The 17,271-nt window shown below is 67.2% G+C and carries 18 protein-coding genes; 8 read left to right on the forward strand and 10 right to left on the reverse strand.

All coding sequences use genetic code 11. The annotated features are described in order from the left end of the window. Positions 1 to 67: 67 nt before the first annotated feature. The 8 genes from ACZK29_RS07220 to ACZK29_RS07255 form a co-directional block, all read right to left on the reverse strand. The gene (locus tag ACZK29_RS07220) at positions 68 to 1,090 is read right to left on the reverse strand and encodes a magnesium and cobalt transport protein CorA (protein WP_111203375.1); all 1,023 of its coding nucleotides are present in this window, start codon (positions 1,088 to 1,090) and stop codon (positions 68 to 70) included. Between the two features lie 6 nt (positions 1,091 to 1,096). Continuing rightward, positions 1,097 to 2,347, reverse strand: a complete 1,251-nt coding sequence (locus ACZK29_RS07225) for a lipoprotein N-acyltransferase Lnb domain-containing protein (RefSeq protein WP_111203376.1) — start codon at positions 2,345 to 2,347, stop codon at positions 1,097 to 1,099. Further along, on the reverse strand, positions 2,344 to 3,225 hold the full coding sequence (locus ACZK29_RS07230) for an HlyC/CorC family transporter (protein WP_005408827.1): 882 nt from the start codon (positions 3,223 to 3,225) through the stop codon (positions 2,344 to 2,346). The genes ACZK29_RS07225 and ACZK29_RS07230 overlap by 4 nt, the downstream gene beginning before the upstream one ends. A 64-nt stretch (positions 3,226 to 3,289) precedes the next feature. Continuing rightward, complete coding sequence (locus ACZK29_RS07235; protein ID WP_111203377.1) at positions 3,290 to 3,847, reverse strand: hypothetical protein; 558 nt, start codon at positions 3,845 to 3,847, stop codon at positions 3,290 to 3,292. A 27-nt stretch (positions 3,848 to 3,874) separates the two neighbouring features. Next, positions 3,875 to 4,522 (reverse strand): hypothetical protein, encoded by a 648-nt coding sequence (locus ACZK29_RS07240; protein WP_478446848.1) that lies wholly within the window; start codon positions 4,520 to 4,522, stop codon positions 3,875 to 3,877. A gap of 39 nt (positions 4,523 to 4,561) precedes the next feature. Beyond that, complete coding sequence (locus tag ACZK29_RS07245) at positions 4,562 to 5,170, reverse strand: hypothetical protein (protein ID WP_459047514.1); 609 nt, start codon at positions 5,168 to 5,170, stop codon at positions 4,562 to 4,564. A 48-nt stretch (positions 5,171 to 5,218) separates the two neighbouring features. Continuing rightward, a complete protein-coding gene (ybeY, locus tag ACZK29_RS07250) occupies positions 5,219 to 5,704 on the reverse strand; it encodes an rRNA maturation RNase YbeY (RefSeq protein ID WP_005408831.1) in 486 nt (161 codons plus the stop codon). Beyond that, entirely contained in the window at positions 5,701 to 6,687 is a 987-nt protein-coding gene (locus ACZK29_RS07255) for a PhoH family protein (protein WP_111203380.1), read from the reverse strand. The genes ybeY and ACZK29_RS07255 overlap by 4 nt, the downstream gene beginning before the upstream one ends. A gap of 441 nt (positions 6,688 to 7,128) precedes the next feature. Between ACZK29_RS07255 and ACZK29_RS07260 the strand changes: the two genes are divergently transcribed. The 3 genes from ACZK29_RS07260 to ACZK29_RS07270 are packed head-to-tail and all read left to right on the forward strand — an operon-like array spanning position 7,129 to position 10,138. Beyond that, the gene (locus ACZK29_RS07260; protein ID WP_459047516.1) at positions 7,129 to 8,085 is read left to right on the forward strand and encodes an HlyD family secretion protein; all 957 of its coding nucleotides are present in this window, start codon (positions 7,129 to 7,131) and stop codon (positions 8,083 to 8,085) included. Positions 8,086 to 8,105: 20 nt separating this feature from the next. Then, on the forward strand, positions 8,106 to 9,029 hold the full coding sequence (locus tag ACZK29_RS07265; RefSeq protein ID WP_478446849.1) for an ABC transporter ATP-binding protein: 924 nt from the start codon (positions 8,106 to 8,108) through the stop codon (positions 9,027 to 9,029). Next, complete coding sequence (locus ACZK29_RS07270) at positions 9,026 to 10,138, forward strand: ABC transporter permease (RefSeq protein ID WP_478446850.1); 1,113 nt, start codon at positions 9,026 to 9,028, stop codon at positions 10,136 to 10,138. The genes ACZK29_RS07265 and ACZK29_RS07270 overlap by 4 nt, the downstream gene beginning before the upstream one ends. A gap of 80 nt (positions 10,139 to 10,218) precedes the next feature. On the opposite strand, the gene miaB is transcribed toward ACZK29_RS07270, so the two are convergent. Beyond that, positions 10,219 to 11,637 carry a tRNA (N6-isopentenyl adenosine(37)-C2)-methylthiotransferase MiaB gene (gene miaB, locus ACZK29_RS07275; protein WP_004151967.1) on the reverse strand — a complete coding sequence of 473 codons (1,419 nt, stop codon included), beginning with the start codon at positions 11,635 to 11,637 and terminating at the stop codon, positions 10,219 to 10,221. A 148-nt stretch (positions 11,638 to 11,785) separates the two neighbouring features. Further along, on the reverse strand, positions 11,786 to 12,406 hold the full coding sequence (locus ACZK29_RS07280; protein ID WP_207049570.1) for a glutathione S-transferase family protein: 621 nt from the start codon (positions 12,404 to 12,406) through the stop codon (positions 11,786 to 11,788). 80 nt (positions 12,407 to 12,486) lie between these two features. On the opposite strand from ACZK29_RS07280, the gene ACZK29_RS07285 reads away from it, so the two are divergent. The 5 genes from ACZK29_RS07285 (at position 12,487) to ACZK29_RS07305 (ending at position 17,235) form a co-directional block, all read left to right on the forward strand. After that, a complete protein-coding gene (locus tag ACZK29_RS07285) occupies positions 12,487 to 13,455 on the forward strand; it encodes a helix-turn-helix transcriptional regulator (RefSeq protein ID WP_478446851.1) in 969 nt (322 codons plus the stop codon). A 46-nt stretch (positions 13,456 to 13,501) separates the two neighbouring features. Next, positions 13,502 to 14,422, forward strand: coding sequence for a lytic transglycosylase domain-containing protein (locus ACZK29_RS07290; protein WP_478446852.1), 921 nt, complete (start codon positions 13,502 to 13,504; stop codon positions 14,420 to 14,422). A gap of 191 nt (positions 14,423 to 14,613) precedes the next feature. Next, on the forward strand, positions 14,614 to 15,234 hold the full coding sequence (petA, locus tag ACZK29_RS07295; protein WP_004151998.1) for a ubiquinol-cytochrome c reductase iron-sulfur subunit: 621 nt from the start codon (positions 14,614 to 14,616) through the stop codon (positions 15,232 to 15,234). After that, entirely contained in the window at positions 15,234 to 16,493 is a 1,260-nt protein-coding gene (locus ACZK29_RS07300; protein WP_006429450.1) for a cytochrome b, read from the forward strand. Before petA ends, ACZK29_RS07300 begins: the two co-directional genes overlap by 1 nt. Then, positions 16,486 to 17,235 (forward strand): cytochrome c1, encoded by a 750-nt coding sequence (locus ACZK29_RS07305; RefSeq protein WP_010486117.1) that lies wholly within the window; start codon positions 16,486 to 16,488, stop codon positions 17,233 to 17,235. Before ACZK29_RS07300 ends, ACZK29_RS07305 begins: the two co-directional genes overlap by 8 nt. Positions 17,236 to 17,271: the final 36 nt, after the last annotated feature.

Here is a 17,271-nt window from a genome sequence, read left to right on the forward strand (position 1 = left end):
AGCGGCCGGCACTACCGAGCATCATGGGCCACCGGCCCGGTGGGTATCGACCGTTGGTCGATACGCCCTACAACCATTTAGCGCGCTTGAACAACCGGTACAGCACCACGCACACGCCGCCCACGCCAACGATCATCAGCGGGTACGACCACGGCTCACTCAGCTCCGGCATGTGGCTGAAGTTCATGCCGTACCAGCTGGTGATCAGCGTCGGCGCGGCCAGCAGCGCGGCCCAGGCACCCAGTCGCTTCACCGTCTCGCCCTGCGCCAGTGTCACCAGCGAAAGATTCACGCTCAGCGCGGTGCCCAGCATCTCGCGCAGGGTGTCGATCACATCGCTGATGCGCACCGCATGGTCATGCACGTCGCGCACGTACAGCTTCACTTCGTCGGGAATCAGATCGCCCTGGTAGCGGCGGATCTGGGCCAGCACATCCTGCAGCGGTGCCACCGCCATGCGCATCTTGTTCAGTTCGCGCTTGAGCTCATACAGCCGCACCACCGTGCTGCGCTTGTAGGTGTCGGCGAAGATGTCCTTTTCCAGCAGGTCCAGGGTGTCGCGGAAGCGGTGCACGATGGGCAGGTAGTTGTCGACCACGAAGTCGGTCACCGCGTACAGGCAGTACGACGGGCCCATCTTCAGCAGCTGCGGCTCGCGCTCCACGCGTGCACGTACCGGGGCGTAGGACAACGAGGCGCCATGGCGCACCGTCACCAGGAAGCGCGGGCCGAGGAAGGCATGGGTTTCGCCATACTGGATGCGTTCGTCGACCATCTGCGCGGTGGTCACCACCACGAACAGCGAATTGCCGTAGGTCTCGACCTTGGGCCGCTGGTGCGCATTGCGCGCATCCTCGATGGCCAGGTCGTGCAGGCAGAATTCTTCCTGCAGTTTCAGCAGCACGTCTTCGTTGGGGTCGTACAGGCCGACCCAGACGAAGCCGTTGCCGCTGGCAATGACATCGCTGATGGCGTCCAGGCTGATGTCGTGGCGCTTGCCCTCGTCATCGTAGTGGACGCAGTTGATGACGCAGGTAGGGTTGGCCGAAGCCGGGGCGGAAGCGGAGGCGGGCAATGACATGCCCGCCATCGTGCGTCAGGGCCGTGTTTCGGACAAGTGAGGACGACGCGCCAGCACCCACGCCAGGGCGACGTGCACCGGCAGCAGCAGCACGATCCACTGCACGTTGTACTGCGCCTGCAGGCTCAGCCAGTGCAGCACCAGCGCGGCCACGGCCTGCACTGCCAGCAGCCACAGCACCACCCTGAACATGCGGCCCGGCGCGCGCCGGCGCAGCAGGGCAATCGCACCCGGCAGCAGCAGCAGGGCCAGCGGCGAAAGCAGCAGCAGGTTGCGGTTGGCCCACGCGGCGTAGTGGATGCTGAAGCCCCACAGGAACACCAGCACGCCACCGAACAGGGCACACAACAGCCAGAACGGCAGCGCCAGCCCGGCCAGCAGGCGCGGACGGTGGCGCAGCGCCAGCACGCCGGCGGCGATCACCAGGCCGCACAGCAGCCACGGCCACCAACGGCGCGCGAACTCCTTCGGCTCCGGGGCGATGCGGTGTGGCAGCAGTTCCTGTTCGGACTGCACCAGCGGCCGGCCGTCGCTGTTGCGTGCCTGGCGCAGGGCATCGGCCAGGCGCATCGGCACGAACGCCTCCTGCCAGCGGGACAGCGGCTGGTCGGCGAACGGCCCCAGGCCGACGTCGAAGCCCAGCCACATCCACGGAGCTGGCGAGGCCAGGCGCACCGATTCGCTGCGGTAGGTGTTGCCGCGCGAGCGACCGGCCAGCTGCGACTGCAGGCCGCCGCCCAGTGCCTTGTCCACCGTGTCGCGCACCATCGTGGCGCAGTTGGCGGTGTAGTAATCGTAGTGGTAACGCGCGTTTTCCGGCTTGGCCCGTTCGGCAAGGTCGGCGGCCAGCGAGCGCGCCTGGTCCGGGCGCAGGTCCAGCCACTGCACGCTGGCGCCACGGCCGGTCTCGTCGTAGTAGGACAGGTCCTGCTGCAGCGGCAGCGCCACCAGGTAATACATCATGTCGCCGCGCGCGAAGCGGCTGATGAAATCGTCCTCGGACGGATCGAAGTAGCCGAAGTTGTACGAGGTCGCTTCGCCGCTGAGCGGATCGACCACGACGATGGCGTCGTGGCCGAATCGCTCGAAGAACACCGTGCCCGGTTGCATGGTGACCACGCCGATGCGAGGCGCAGGCGACTCGGTGCTTGCGATGGGCGCTGCATGCGTGGCCGCCGCCGGCTGCGCGAAGGCGGCCAGCGGCAAGGCCATGGCCAGCACGCACAGTGCCAGCCACAGCGTCAGGATCAGGCCGCGGCGCTTCAAGCGTCGTCCTGCGCGTCCGGCGGCAGCACGGTCACATGGAAGGCCTGCACCCGGCGCGCATCGGCGCGGGCTACGCGGAACATGAAGCGGTCCAGCGCCAGTTCGTCCCCGACTTCCGGCAGGTGGCCCACGGCCTCGGTGACCAGGCCACCGATGGTGTCGTAGTCCTCGTCGGAGAAGGTGGCACCGAAGCGTTCGTTGAAGTCGCCGATCGGGGTCAGCGCGTCGACCACGTACTGGCCGTCGGACTGGATCGCGATCTGCGCGGAAGGATCCTCGGCCTCGTCATGCTCGTCATCGATCTCGCCGACGATCTGTTCCAGCACGTCCTCGATGGTGACCAGGCCGGCGACACCGCCGTACTCGTCCACCACGATGGCCATGTGGTTGCGGGACAGGCGGAACTCCTTCAGCAGCACGTTGAGCTTCTTTGCCTCCGGAATCAGTACCGCCGGGCGCAGCAGCTCGCGCACGTTGGCCGGGCCGTTGTCGGCCACCACGCCGCGCAGCAGGTCCTTGGCCAGCAGGATGCCGAGGATGTCGTCCTTGTTCTCGCCGTGCACCGGGAAGCGCGAATGGCCGGATTCGACCACCTGCTTCATCAGTTCCAGGAAGGGCGCTTCGACCGGCAGCGAGACCATCTGCGAGCGCGAGATCATCACGTCGCCCACGGTCAGCTCGGCCACCGAAATGGCGCCTTCCATCATTTTCAGGGTATCGGCGGCGATCAGACCCTCTTCCTGCGCGGTGTGCAGGACAGCGACCAGCTCGTCGCGGGTATGGGGTTCGCCGGAGAAGGCGGAGGTCAGGCGTTCAAGCCAGCCGCGCTTCTTTTCACTGTGCTCCGCAGGGGAGCTACTACTGTCGTCTTCTGACATCTCTGGAAAAAAGGCACCCGGCAGGCCGGGCGTTGGCCCAAGTCTAGCAGGATGTAGCGGCCTGTCAGTGACTGCCGGTGGCCGGGGCAGGGGCGGCCGCGGCCGGCTCCTCCTCGGGCAGGTCCAGGCTGTAGGTGCAGCCGGCCAGGGTCTTGCCCGGGTGGGAGGCCACGGTGGAGACGCTGAGGATGATCGACTCGATCTGGGCCTCGCCGGTCCGCGCGTCGGTCACGTCACGGCTGACGACCTCGCGGCCGGCCATGAACTTGCCGTCCTGGTCGTAGCCGGTTTCCAGCGCCAGGCGCTTGGCCAGCGGGCGTGGGTCGGCCTGGTCGAGGACGGCCATGACGCTGGCCCCGGCCACCGCCACCCGCTCGGTGCTCACCCCGAACACGCTGATCGGCTGGGCCAGGCGGTACTCGCTCATGAACTGGTTGCCCTGCGGCAGCGGCTGCAGGCCCTGGGCCACGGCCTTCAGCGGGTCGGCCAGCAACGGCGCCAGCGCGGCCTGGTCGGCCACGCCCTGGCGGCATTCGATCAGCGCCGGCAGATCCAGGCGGGAAGCGAAGGCGGATGGAACCGCAAGGGCACACAGCAGTGGCAGGCAGCAACGCAGGGACACGGGCAGGTTCCGCAGGCGGGCTGGACATCATAACGGTGACGGGGGCGGGTTCTCAGCCTTGCTGCTGCGGCGGCCACGGGTCAGCAGGGCGCGTAGCCCCATCACCGGCAGGGTGAGCAGCACCGCCTGCATCGAAGCGTGGACGACCGTGACCAATCCGCGAGCCGCCAACGGCAGCAGGCCCGATTGTTCGAACCAGGGCATCAGTGCCGGCTCGGCGGCCTTTGCGAGTGGCATGTACATCACGCAGAGCGCGTACAACAGCCAGAGTGAGCCGGTTGACGCATGGAAGAACGGCAAGGTCGCCGCCGAGCGCCGCAGGCGCTGCTGGACCGCCACGCGCCAGGCCACCGGCGCGGTGAGCGCGCCAATCAGCATCAGCAGCAGCGCGCTCGTCACCAGGCCCATCGTGGTGCTCATTCCGTGCCGCTGTTGCATCAGCTGAGGCCCGATCACGCCGACCGCCAGGCTGGCAATGACGCACGCCGGTGACAGCAGTGCCAGCGTGCGCAGCAGCCAGTGCTGCCCGCTGGGGTCGCGTGCACTGACACGGCGCACGGCATGCGCGCCCAGCACCAGCAGAATGGCGAAAAGGCCGGCAGCTATCATCGTCGTCATGAAGCCGTACCCTGGGTTCATCCTTTTTCCTTCCGAGTCCTGGCAGGTGTTGAACAATAGCGCAGCGCATGGGCTGGCGTTCCAGCCCGGGCGCAGTCAGGGCGGATGCCAGCGCGTGGCCGCTGGGTACCAGCGCAGCCTGACCGGGTAGCCCAGTCGCGCCTGCAGGTGGTCACGCACGGCCGCCGCCGTCGCGCGGTTGGCTGGGGTATCCCGCAGCTCCACCTCCAGCTCCCCGGTCTTGACATCCAGGCCACAGCCGAACAGGTCAGGCAGCTGGGCCCGCAGCCAGTCCCGCTGTGCGTGCAGCCGGCGCGTCATCTCCGCTTCGGTCATCGCGGCGCCGGTGATGTAGCGCACACGTTGCGGGCCATCCGCCCCTGGATGTGTCTCATCGGCCTCGGGTGCGGCGCCTGTCAGTCGCACGACAACGTTCCAGCCCCTCGCATTGTCCACCCAGATGCCGGCCAGACGTGCCGCGTGCCGCGCTTCCAGGCGCTCGATCAGTGCCCGTTGCTGGGCAGTGGCGACGATGTTGCGGGTGTCGCGCTCGCTGCTGCCGAAGAACGCCCGTAGTTCGGCGATCTTTGCGGCGATGTCGGCCTCGCTGTCGCTGGTGGGGAAAGGTGAGGGACGGTCAGGATCGGGCATCAGGCCTGCCCCGGATTGCAGTAGCGCGGCAAGCACAAGTGCGGGCAGGGTCATGCTGCGCTCCTCTTCCGTGAGTGCGTGGGCTCGGAACAGGGCCCGGTGTCAGCGCTCGCCCGCGTAGGGGTCGTCGATGCCCAGCTCGGCCAGGATCTCCCGTTCCAGCTGTTCCATCGCTTCGGCTTCCTTGTCGTCCTCGTGGTCCCAGCCGAGCAGGTGCAGCACGCCGTGCACGGTCAGGTGCGCGTAGTGGGCGTTGAGCGCCTTGCCCTGTTCGTCGGCCTCCCGCGCTACGACCGGTGCACAGATCACCAGATCGCCGAGCAGCGGGAACTTGACGCCCTTGGGCAGGCCTTCGGGCACCTCGGCCGGGAAGCTGAGCACGTTGGTGGCGTAGTCCTTGCCACGGTAGTGGCGGTTCAACGACTGGCCTTCCTTGGCGTCGACCACGCGGATGGCCAGGTCGGCCTCGCGGATGCGGCCCTTCAGCGCGGCAGCCACCCACTTGCGGAAGCTCACTGCCGCCGGCAGGCCGGCACGCGGCAGGGCATAACTGACGGCGACGTCCAGTCGCACGGGACCACGGGTCATGGAGTTGCTCCAGGTTGGATCTGATGCAGGTCGCGGCGGTCGTAGGCGCTGACGATGCGCGCGACCAGCGGGTGGCGGACCACGTCGCGGGATTCGAAGAAGGTAAAGCTGACACCCTCCACCTCGCGCAGTACATCGATGGCATCGCGCAGTCCCGACTTCACGTGCTTGGGCAGGTCGGTCTGGGTCAGGTCACCGGTGACCACCGCAGTCGAGCCGTAGCCCAGGCGGGTCAGGAACATCTTCATCTGCTCGATGGTGGTGTTCTGTGCTTCGTCCAGGATCACGAACGCATCGTTGAGCGTGCGGCCGCGCATATAGGCCAGCGGCGCGATCTCGATGACGTTCCTTTCCAGCAGCTTGACCACCTTCTCCACGCCCATCATCTCGTACAGGGCGTCGTACAGCGGTCGCAGGTAGGGATCGACCTTCTGGCTCAGGTCGCCGGGCAGGAAGCCCAGCTTCTCGCCGGCTTCCACTGCGGGGCGGACCAGGATCAGCCGCTGCACCCTCGATTCGTTCAGTGCTTCGACCGCGCTGGCCACGGCCAGGAAGGTCTTGCCGGTACCGGCCGGCCCGATGCCGAAGTTGATGTCGTGGGTAGCAATCTGATGCAGATAGCGGGCCTGGTTGGCACCGCGACCGCGCACCGTACCGCGCTTGACCTTGATCGCGACCTCCTGCGCTTCGTAGGAGCGTTCGGCGATCTGTTCGACATTGGCCTGCGCCAGGCGCAGATGGATGGCGTGGTTGTCGAAGGTGGTTTCGCCGGCTTCGGCGTACAGCGCTTCAACCAGCTTCTGTGCCTCGATGATGGCTTCGTTGGGCCCGCTGATGCGGAACACGAAGCCACGGTTGGCGATTTCCACGCCGAGTTTCAGTTCGATCTGCCGCAGATGACCGTCGAACGGGCCACACAGGTTGGCCAGCCGTTCGTTGTCTTCCGGCGACAGGGTGAAGTCTCGATGCTCGATGCTTTTCATTGCTTCGGGTGGGGCGGACGCCTTCCACCGCAGTGTATTCAGGGGAGACAAGGGTAGCGCGCGCATGGGGCGCGCGGCCAGCAGCGGGCCGATACGCGGTTTTCCACACCCGGTGTGGACGGGGTGCGCGAAAACCTGTGGATAGGCCCTCGCAGTGCTTGTGCCACAAGGTCCATGAGGTGGTGGTGAAAAAACCGTCACGGCCGGTCGGCCCGTGTGACGGCAGCGCATGTTCCGCTGCCAGGCAGCCAACCCGGCCACCTCCTGCCGGTTTTCCACACCGGCTGTGGAATGATGCTGAACCAAGCTGTGGATAGGTGGCGCGGAGCCCTGCGGTAAAAGGCCCGGCAGCCGGCGGTGAAAAAAACACCATGGCTGATTGCAATCATTGTGGGTGCACGGAGCGCGTGGCACCGTGGCGCCGTCGCAGAAGGGGATGGCATGGACACCGGAAGCTGGACGCGCGGGATCGGACTGGCAGGCCTTGCCTTGCTGGCAGGCTGTGGCCAGACGCCTCCGGTTGCACTGGGGACACTGGAGTGGGACCGGATCACGGTGCCGGCGCCGGCGGCCGAGGTGATCGCTACGGTGGAGGTGCGCGAGGGCCAACAGGTCAAGGCCGGTGCGGTGCTGATGCAGCTCGACCCGGCGCGCGGCGACGCGCAGTTTGCCGCCGCCCAGGCCGACACGGTGCGCGCGCAGGCGCAGCTGGAAGAGCTGAAGATCGGACCGCGCCAGGAACAGATCGCCCAGGCCCAGGCACAGCTGGCCGCGTTACGGGCGCAGTCTGCCGAAGCCAGTGCCTACTACCGCCGGGTGCAACCGCTGGCACGCCAGCGCCTGATCGCTGCCGCCGAGCTGGACCGCGCACGGGCTGCGGCCGGCAATGCCGAGGCCAGCGTGCGTGCCGCCGAGCAGGCCTGGCTGGAGCTGGTGCATGGCAGCCGGGCGCAGGACATCGCCCAGGGCCAGGCCGCGGCGGACGCCGCGCAGGCGCAGCAGGTGGTGCAGGGCGTCAACCTGCAGAAGCTGCAGCTGCGCGCGCCCCGCGATGGCGTCGTCGATGCCTTGCCCTACCGGCAGGGCGACCAGGCGCCGATTGGCGCACCGCTGGCGGTGATGCTGGTCGGCGAGCGCCCCTATGCGCGCGTCTACCTGCCGCAGCCCTTGCGGTTACAGGTCAAGGTCGGGCAGGCCGCGCAGGTGCATCTGGAAGGGCAGGGCGCTGCGTTGAAGGGGCATGTGCGCTCGATCCGCAGCGAGCCTTCATTTACGCCGTACTACGCGTTGACCGGCGACGACGTCGCGCGGCTGAGCTACCTGGCCGAGATCGAAGTGGACGACGCTGCCGACATGCGGAAGCTGCCGGCGGGAATGCCGGTGCAGGTGAGCTTCTGAACACCGGCGGCGACATTGCGGTGCATGCGCAGGGCCTGACCCGCCGCTTTGGCGATCTGCTGGCCGTGGACAACGTCGACCTGACCGTACCGCGCGGACAGGTGTATGGCTTCCTGGGCCCGAACGGGTCGGGCAAGTCGACCACGATCCGCATGCTGTGCGGCCTGCTGGAACCGAGCGCGGGGCAGATCGAGGTGCTCGGCCTGGCGGTGCCGGAACAGGCCGAGGCGCTGCGTCGTCGCATCGGTTACATGACCCAGCGCTTTTCGCTGTACGAAGACCTGTCTGTGCGCGAGAACCTGGAGTTCCTCGCCGCCATTCAGGACCTGCCGCGCGGCCAGGCACGGCAGCGGGTCGATGAGCTGCTGCAGCAGTACCGGTTGCAGGACCGGCAGCCGCAGCTGGCCGGCACGCTCAGCGGTGGCCAGAAGCAACGCCTGGCGTTGGCCGGTGCCGTCGTGCAAGCCCCGGAGCTGCTGTTCCTGGACGAGCCGACCAGCGCGGTCGATCCGGAATCGCGCCGCGATTTCTGGGAGGCCCTGTTCGAACTGGCCGATGCCGGCACCACGGTGCTGGTTTCGACCCACTACATGGACGAAGCCGAGCGCTGCCATCGGCTGGCTATTCTTGATCGTGGCGCGCTGGTCGCCGATGGCACGCCGGCTGAACTGTGCGCACGGTTGCAAGGGCGCACGTTGCAGGTGACATCCTCGCAGCCGCGCCAGGTCAGCCGCGCGCTGGCGGAACTGCCTGGCGTGCTGAGCGTGGCGCAGATTGGCACGCAGCTGCGCGTACTGTGCAGCGAAGACGCGGCCGACATGGCCACGTTGCAGCGCGCATTGGCCAGTGCCGATCCGCAGGCCCGCATCGACGCGGTGGCCCCGAACCTGGAAGACGTGTTCGTCGCCGCCACCCGCGGCCGTGGCCGGGAGCCGGCGGCATGAACCTGCGCCGGCTGTGGGCGATCATGCTCAAGGAGCTGCGCCAGCTGCGCCGCGACCGCATCACGCTGGCGATGATCGTCGGCATTCCGGTGATGCAGCTGTTGCTGTTCGGCTATGCGATCAACCTCAACCTGCGTCATCTCGATGCGGGTGTCGCCGATCAGGCCAACAGCGCCGCTTCGCGCGCGCTGGTGCAGGACATGGTCGCCACCGGTGTGATCACCCCGCGCAGCGAAGCCTATACGCCTGACCAGCTGATGCAGGCACTGCGTCGTGGTGAGATCAGTGTCGGCATCGTGGTGCCGGCCGATTTCGAGCGTCGCCGTTTCGATGGACGCGAAGCGGTACAGGTGCTGGTCGATGGCAGCGACACCGTGGTGCAGAGCGCGGCGATCCAGCTGGCGCAGGTGCCGCTGGATACGCGCCCGACCAGCAACACGCGGTCGTTGCGCGAAGGCAGCATCGCCAGTGGACAGGTCAGCGTGACCAGCTTCTACAACCCGCAGCGGCGCTCGGCGGTGAACATCGTGCCGGGGCTGATCGGCGTGATACTGACCATGACCCTGGTGATGTTCACGGCGGTGGCGGTGGTGCGCGAACGCGAGCGCGGCAACATGGAGCTGCTGATCGCCACGCCGGTATCGCGCAGCGAACTGATGGTCGGCAAGGTGCTGCCCTACGCAGCGATCGGCCTGCTGCAGACCACGCTGGTGCTGGTGCTGGGCACCTGGCTGTTCCAGGTGCCGATCCGCGGCAGCCTGCTGGACATCTACCTGGCCGCGGTGCTGCTGGTGCTGGCCAACCTCGCGCTGGGCCTGCTGATCTCCACGCGCGCGCGCTCGCAGTTCCAGGCGATGCAGATGACGTTGTTCCTGTTCCTGCCGTCCATCCTGCTGTCCGGCTTCATGTTCCCGTTCGCCGGCATGCCGCGGCCGGTGCAGTGGCTGGCCGAAGTGCTGCCGCTGACCCACTTCCTGCGGCTGGTGCGCGGCATCATGCTGCGCGGCGCCTCGCTGTGGGAGTTGTGGCACGACGCACTGGCACTGCTGGCCTTCATCGTGGTGATGATGACGCTGGCGATCCTGCGTTTCCGCAAGCGCCTGGATTAAAAGCATGCCATCCGGTAGTGCCGGCCGCTGGCCGGCATCATTTCCGGTGGGTGCCGACCGTTGGTCGGCACGCCCAATCCTTACTCCGCCACCACCCGCGCGCGCAGCGAATTGGTCAGCGCCTCGGTGATCACCACATCAACGAACTGGCCGATCAGCCGCGCCGGCGCCGGGAAGTTCACCGAACGCATGTTCTCGGTCTTGCCGGTCAGCTCGTTCGGGTTCTTGCGCGAGGGGCCTTCCACCAGCACGGTCTGCACGGTGCCGACCATCTTCTCGGAGATGCCGGCGGCGTGTGCATTGATGCGCTCCTGCAGGCGCGACAGGCGCGCGTGCTTCTCGGCATCGCTGATCGTGTCCTCCAGGTCGGCCGCCGGGGTGCCCGGGCGGCGCGAATAGATGAAGGAGAAGCTGTGGTCGAAGCCGATGTCCTCGATCAGCTTCATGGTCTTCTCGAAATCGGCATCGGTCTCGCCGGGGAAGCCGACGATGAAGTCCGAGCTGATCGAGATGTCCGGACGCACCGCGCGCAGCTTGCGGATCTTCGACTTGAATTCCAGCGCGGTGTAGCCACGCTTCATCGCCGACAGCACGCGGTCGCTGCCGGCCTGTACCGGCAGGTGCAGGAAGTTGGCCAGCTGCGGCACGTCGCGGAACGCATCGATCAGCGAATCGCTGAACTCCAGCGGGTGCGAGGTGGTGAAGCGGATGCGGCCGACGCCGTCGATCTCGGCGATGGTACGGATCAGCAGGCCGAGATCGGCGAATTCGCCATCACCATAGGGGCCGCGATAGGCATTGACGTTCTGGCCAAGCAGGTTGATCTCGCGCACGCCCTGCGCGGCCAGCTGCGCCACCTCCACCACCACGTCCTCGAACGGGCGGCTGACTTCGGTGCCGCGGGTGTAGGGCACCACGCAGAACGAGCAGTACTTCGAGCAGCCTTCCATGATCGACACGAACGCCGAGGCGCCATCGGCGCGCGGTTCCGGCAGGCGGTCGAACTTCTCGATCTCGGGGAAGCTGATGTCCACCTGCGGGCGCTTCTGCTCGCGACGGGCGCGGATCAGTTCCGGCAGGCGATGCAGGGTCTGCGGGCCGAACACCAGGTCGACGAACGGCGCGCGCTTGATGATCGCTTCGCCTTCCTGCGAGGCGACGCAGCCGCCCACGCCGATGATGACCTCGCGGCCCTTGTTCTTCAGGCCCTTCCACACGCCCAGCTGGCTGAACACCTTCTCCTGCGCTTTTTCGCGGATGGAGCAGGTGTTGACCAGGATGACGTCGGCGTCGTCCGGGCTGTCGGTCAGTTCCAGGCCATCGCTGGCGGCAAGCACGTCGGCCATCTTGGCCGAGTCGTACTCGTTCATCTGGCAACCGTGGGTCTTGATGTACAGCTTGCCTTTCACCTGGTCGGGCTTGCGCGGACCGGCGGGCAGGGCAACGAGCGGGGTACCGCCCGGCGTGGCGGGCGGAAAGACGTCTGGCGTCCCGGTCATGGCGCTTAATCCATTCGGGTGGCGGGAAAGCGGGCAATTCTACCCGCATCCCGGCGCGGGCGCCGCGCTGTGCGCTCGCGGGGCACGGCCCCGCGCTACCTGCATCCCGCCGGTCCCGGTGGCGCCGGGCCGTGCCCGGCGGGCGCCCTTACGCGGCCACCAGCTCCGCATCGATCCGCCGCGAACGATCGAAGGCGGTCATCGCGCTCATCCGGGCGATGTAGTCGGCCGTTGCCGGCGCCGGCTGCACCAGGCCGAAGGCGGTGGTCCAGGCCAGCGCATTGCCCCACAGCACGTCGGCGGCGCTCATGGTCTCGCCGAGCAGGTACGGGCCCTGCGCCAGCTGGGCCTCGACCACCTGCAGCACGGTCTCGGCGTCGTTGTAGGGCGACATCAGGCGCGGCGGCGGTTCGCGATGCATCGCCTTGTCGATCATGGCCGGCTCGAAACAGGCGCCATAGAAGGCCATCCAGCGCAGGTAGGGGCCGCGCAGGGCGTCGCCGATCGGCGGGGCCAGCCCGGCTTCCGGGTACAGGTCGGCCAGGTACAGGTAGATCGCCACCTGCTCGGTCACCAGTGCGCCGTTGTGGACGATGGCCGGCACCTTGCCCATCGGGTTGATGGCCAGGTAGGCCGGGGCCAGGTTGGCGCCGGCCTTCAGGTCCAGCACCTGCATGCGGTAGTCGGCACCCAGCGCTTCAAGCAGGGCCACGGCGCCGCTCGAGCGTGAACGGGCGGCGTGGTACAGGGTGATCTGGCGTGAGGTCATGGCATTGCTCCTTGCGGTGGGTGGTGAACTGGAGGCCATCCTGGGGCACTATTGCGGACGACTTCTGTCCTCGATCCTTCATGCGGCACACCGCCCACCGACTGCTGCGCCTGATCGCCCTGTTGCAGGCCCGCCGCCAGTGGTCGGGGGCCGAGCTGGCCGAGCGCATGGGTGTGGAGCGGCGCAGCATCCGCCGCGATATCGAGCGCCTGCGCGAACTGGGCTACCCGGTGCAGGCCTCGGCCGGGGTGGGGGGCGGCTACCAACTGGGGGCCGGTGCACCGGTACTGCCGATGCTGCTGGACGAAGAAGAGGCGACCACCCTGGCCATCGCGCTGCGCGCGGCCTCGGCCACCGTTGCCGGCATCGATGACACCGCGCGTGGCCTGCTGTCCAAGCTCGACCCGCTGGTACCCACCCGCCGTCGCCAGCAGGCCGGCGAAGTGCATGCCGCCACCGCCACCCTGTCGGATCTGCCCGCCACCGACGCGCGCCTGCTTGGCCGGTTGGCGCAGCATTGCCGGCAGGCGTCACGGCTGGCCTTCGAGTACCGCAGCGCGCAGGACGCGGTCACCCAGCGCGAGGTCGAGGCCCAGCATCTGGTCAACTATGGCCGGCGCTGGTACCTGCTGGCCTGGGACCTGGGACGCCAGGACTGGCGCACCCTGCGCGTGGACCGGATGGGCGCGGTACGCGAATGCACCGAGCCGGGCCTGCATCGGCGCACGCCAGCGCCTCCGGACGTGATGGTGCGGCAGGCGGTCAGCCAGGCGCCGTTCGCGCTGCAGGCCATCCTCCGCCTGGCCGGCAGCCATTCCGAGCTGGAAGGCCGCGTTCCGCCGTGGTGTGGAGTACTGGAAGCGGATGGCCCCGACCACTGCCTGCTGCGCATGGGGGCCGAGAGCCGCGGCATGATGCTGGCGCAGATTCTCAGCCTGGACCGCATACCTGTGGCGCTTTGGACCACCCCGCCGGGCCTGCGCGAGGAACTGGCGCAGCGCCTGGCGGGCCTCGGCCAGCTGCTGGCTGTGCCGCCGGTCACAGGCTGAGCCACATCGCTTGGCAAGCCCCGGCGAAGCTGGGACACTCGCCGCCATGAAGGGGATACTGGGGACAACGGCGATCATCATCGCTGCGCTGACCGCTGCGCCGGCCAGCGCTGGAACCCTGTACAAGTGCCAGGGCGCCGACGGCGTCACCAGTTATGTGAGCAAGCGGGTGGCCGGTGCGCGCTGCAGCACCATCAGCTATAGCCGTGACGCCCGCCCTGCACCGCGCCCGGTGGTGGCTGCACCGAAGCCTGCGCCGACCACTGTCGCCAGCATCGAACGCAATCCGGTCGCTGTGGCGGCCGGCGCCGCTGCGCCGGCCCAGGTCGCACCGGCGCCGGCTGCGCCAGCCCCGGTCGCGGCAACGACGGCCTCGCGCGCCGGGCGCATGGTCAGTGGCCAGGTCTATTCCTTCATGAAGGACGGCGTGCGGCACTACACCAGTGCGCGCCCCACCCAGGTGGCCAATCTTGGCCCGGTGCGGACCATCCGCTACAGCTTCATCGAGCGCTGCTACGCCTGCGGGGTCACCCCGCGCGTGGACTTCGGCACGGTGCGGCTGAACACCTCGGCCTTCCAGACCGAGATCACTTCGGCTGCGCGCGAGTTCGGCGTGGAAGAGGCGGTGGTGCGCGCCATCATCCATGCCGAGTCGGCCTACAATCCGACCGCGCTCAGCCGTGCCGGGGCACAGGGCCTGATGCAGCTGATGCCGCCGACCGCCGCGCGCTTCGGGGTCAGTGATTCCTACGACGCCGGGCAGAACATCCGCGGCGGCGTGCAGTATCTTGCGTGGTTGCTGAAGCGCTTCAATGGCGACCTGACCCTGGCCGCGGCCGGCTACAACGCAGGCGAGGGCGCGGTCGACCGCCACGGCGGCGTGCCGCCCTACAGCGAGACGCAGTACTACGTGCGCCGGGTCGGGCAGCTGGCCGAACGTTACCGCACCGCTTTGACCAAGCAGTAGGTGCCGACCGTTGGCCGGCACGCATTTGGTAGTGCCGGTCGCTGGCCGGCAACCCCGTAATTCAATGTTGTTGCAGTGCGTTGTGTGGCGCGCGACGGTTCCGCTACACTCGCCCAAGATTCAATGCGGCTCTGGCCCCCACCGGATCCGCTGGCAGCCTTAAAGCTACCTAATCAATATCGGAGTGCCGGATGGCCAACGATGGGGTACACGATCCAGTCAACACCGGACGTCGGCGTTTTCTTTCTGCCACCACAGCCGTGGTGGGCGCCGTCGGCGTCGGATTCACCGCAGTTCCTTTCATCAAGTCCTGGAACCCCAGTGCCCGCGCCAAGCTTGCCGGCGCACCGGTGGTGGCCGATATCAGCGCCCTGCAGGAAGGCCAACGCCTGATCGTGGAATGGCGTGGCCAGCCGATCTGGATCGTCAAACGGTCCAAGGCCATCCTCGACGCGTTGCACGGGCTGGATGGCCGTCTCAAGGACCCCGAGTCCGGCGAGAAGGACCAGCAGCCGGACTACGTGCTCAAGCAGAATCCCGAGCTGCGCTCGATCAAGCCGGACATCTCCGTGCTGGTCGGCCTGTGCACGCACCTGGGCTGCTCGCCGGAAATGGTCGCCGAGATCCGACCCGAACCGTATGACCCGCAGTGGAAGGGCGGCTACTTCTGTCCCTGCCACAAGTCGCGCTTCGACATGTCCGGCCGCGTCTTCAAGGACGTGCCGGCACCGATCAACCTGAAGGTGCCCGCGCACCACTACCAGGACGACAACACCATCATCATCGGTGTCGATCCGCAGGGGGCTGCCTGATGGCCAATATCCTCAGCCGTACCGCCAGCGGCGTGGCCGACTGGGTCAACGCCCGCGCGCCCGGCCTGATGCCGGTCTACCGCAAGCACGTCAGCGAGTACTACGCGCCGAAGAACTTCAACATCTGGTACTACTTCGGTTCGCTGGCGCTGCTGGTGCTGGTCAACCAGATCGTCACCGGCATCTTCCTGACGATGCATTACAAGACCAACGCCGCCGAGGCGTTCGGTTCCATCGAATACATCATGCGGGACGTGGAGTGGGGCTGGCTGATCCGCTACATGCACTCCACCGGGGCCTCGCTGTTCTTCATCGTGGTCTACCTGCACATGTTCCGCGGCCTGCTGTACGGCAGTTACCAGAAGCCGCGCGAGCTGGTGTGGATCCTGGGCATGCTGATCTACCTGGTGCTGATGGCCGAAGCCTTCATGGGCTACGTGCTACCGTGGGGCCAGATGTCGTTCTGGGGCGCCAAGGTGATCATCTCGCTGTTCGGCGCGATACCGGTGATCGGCAACGGCCTGACCGAATGGATCATGGGCGATTACCTGCCCAGTGACGCCACGCTCAACCGCTTCTTCGCGCTGCATGTCATTGCATTGCCGCTGGTGCTGCTGCTGCTGGTGGTACTGCACCTGGGCGCGCTGCACGAAGTGGGTTCGAACAACCCCGATGGCGTGGAGATCAAGAAGGGGCCGAAGGGCAACCGCTGGTCGCCGAACGCGCCGGCCGACGGCATTCCGTTCCACCCCTACTACACGCTCAAGGATGGCGTCGGCGCCGGCTTCCTGCTGATCATCGCCGCCTTCATCATCTTCTTCGCGCCCGGTTTCGGTGGCCTGTTCCTGGAACACGACAACTTCACCGAGGCCAACCGCCTGGTGACCCCGGAACACATCAAGCCGGTCTGGTACTACACGCCGTACTACGCGATGTTGCGGGTGGTGCCGAACAAGCTGGGCGGCGTGCTGGTGATGTTCTCGGCCATCGCGATCCTGTTCCTGGTGCCGTGGCTGGACAAGGCGCGGGTGAAGTCGGTGCGCTACCGCGGCTGGATCTCGAAGGTGATGCTGGGCGTGCTGGCGGTGTGCTTCGTGTGGCTGGGCGTGATCGGCTCCGGTCCGGGCACTGACGTGCACGAGACCTACATCGGGCGGGTGCTGACCTTCCTGTACTTCGCGTTCTTCATCACCATGCCGCTATGGACACGGTTGGACAAGACCAAGCCAGTACCGGAGAGGGTGACCACCCATGACTGATCGCTGGATGGTCCGGCTGGCCCTGACGGCCGCCCTGATGCTGGGCAGTTTCCTGGCCTCCGCCGCCGAAGGTGGCACCAAGCTGCTGCAGGCCGGCAACGACCTGGGTGACCGGGCCTCGCTGCAGCGCGGCGCGCAGCTCTACATGAACTATTGCTCCGGCTGCCACGCGCTGAAGTACCTGCGCTATTCGCGGATGGCGCAGGACCTGGGCCTGACCGAAGAGGAGGTGATGAACAACCTCAACTTCACCGGCTCGGCGATCGGCGACCCGATCCCGGTGGCGATGCCCAAGGAGAACGCCGAGAAGTGGTTCGGCAAGATGCCGCCGGACCTCAGCCTGATTTCGCGCGTACGCGGCAGCGACTGGGTCTACACCTACCTCAAGTCGTTCTACCTGGACAGCAGCCGGCCGCTGGGCTGGAACAACGCGCTGTTCGCCAACGCGTCCATGCCCAACCCGCTGTGGGAGATGCAGGGCCTGCAGCATGCCGTGCATGGCAAGCCTGAAGCACCGGGGATGGACCCGCCGGTGACCGGCCTGAAGATCGAAACGCCGGGTTCGGTTGACGCCGGGCAGTACGACCAGGCCGTGCGGGACATCACCAACTTCCTCGAATATGCCGGTGAACCGGCCGCGCTCAAGCGCCAGCAGCTGGGCGTGTGGGTGATCCTGTTCCTGGCCCTGTTGACCTTCCTGCTGTACCTGCTGAAGAAGGAATACTGGAAGGACGTTCACTGATTCTGCCGCCGACCATCGCACGGGCCTATTGGCTTT

The organism is Stenotrophomonas sp. 89682_Sma, from assembly GCF_056481405.1.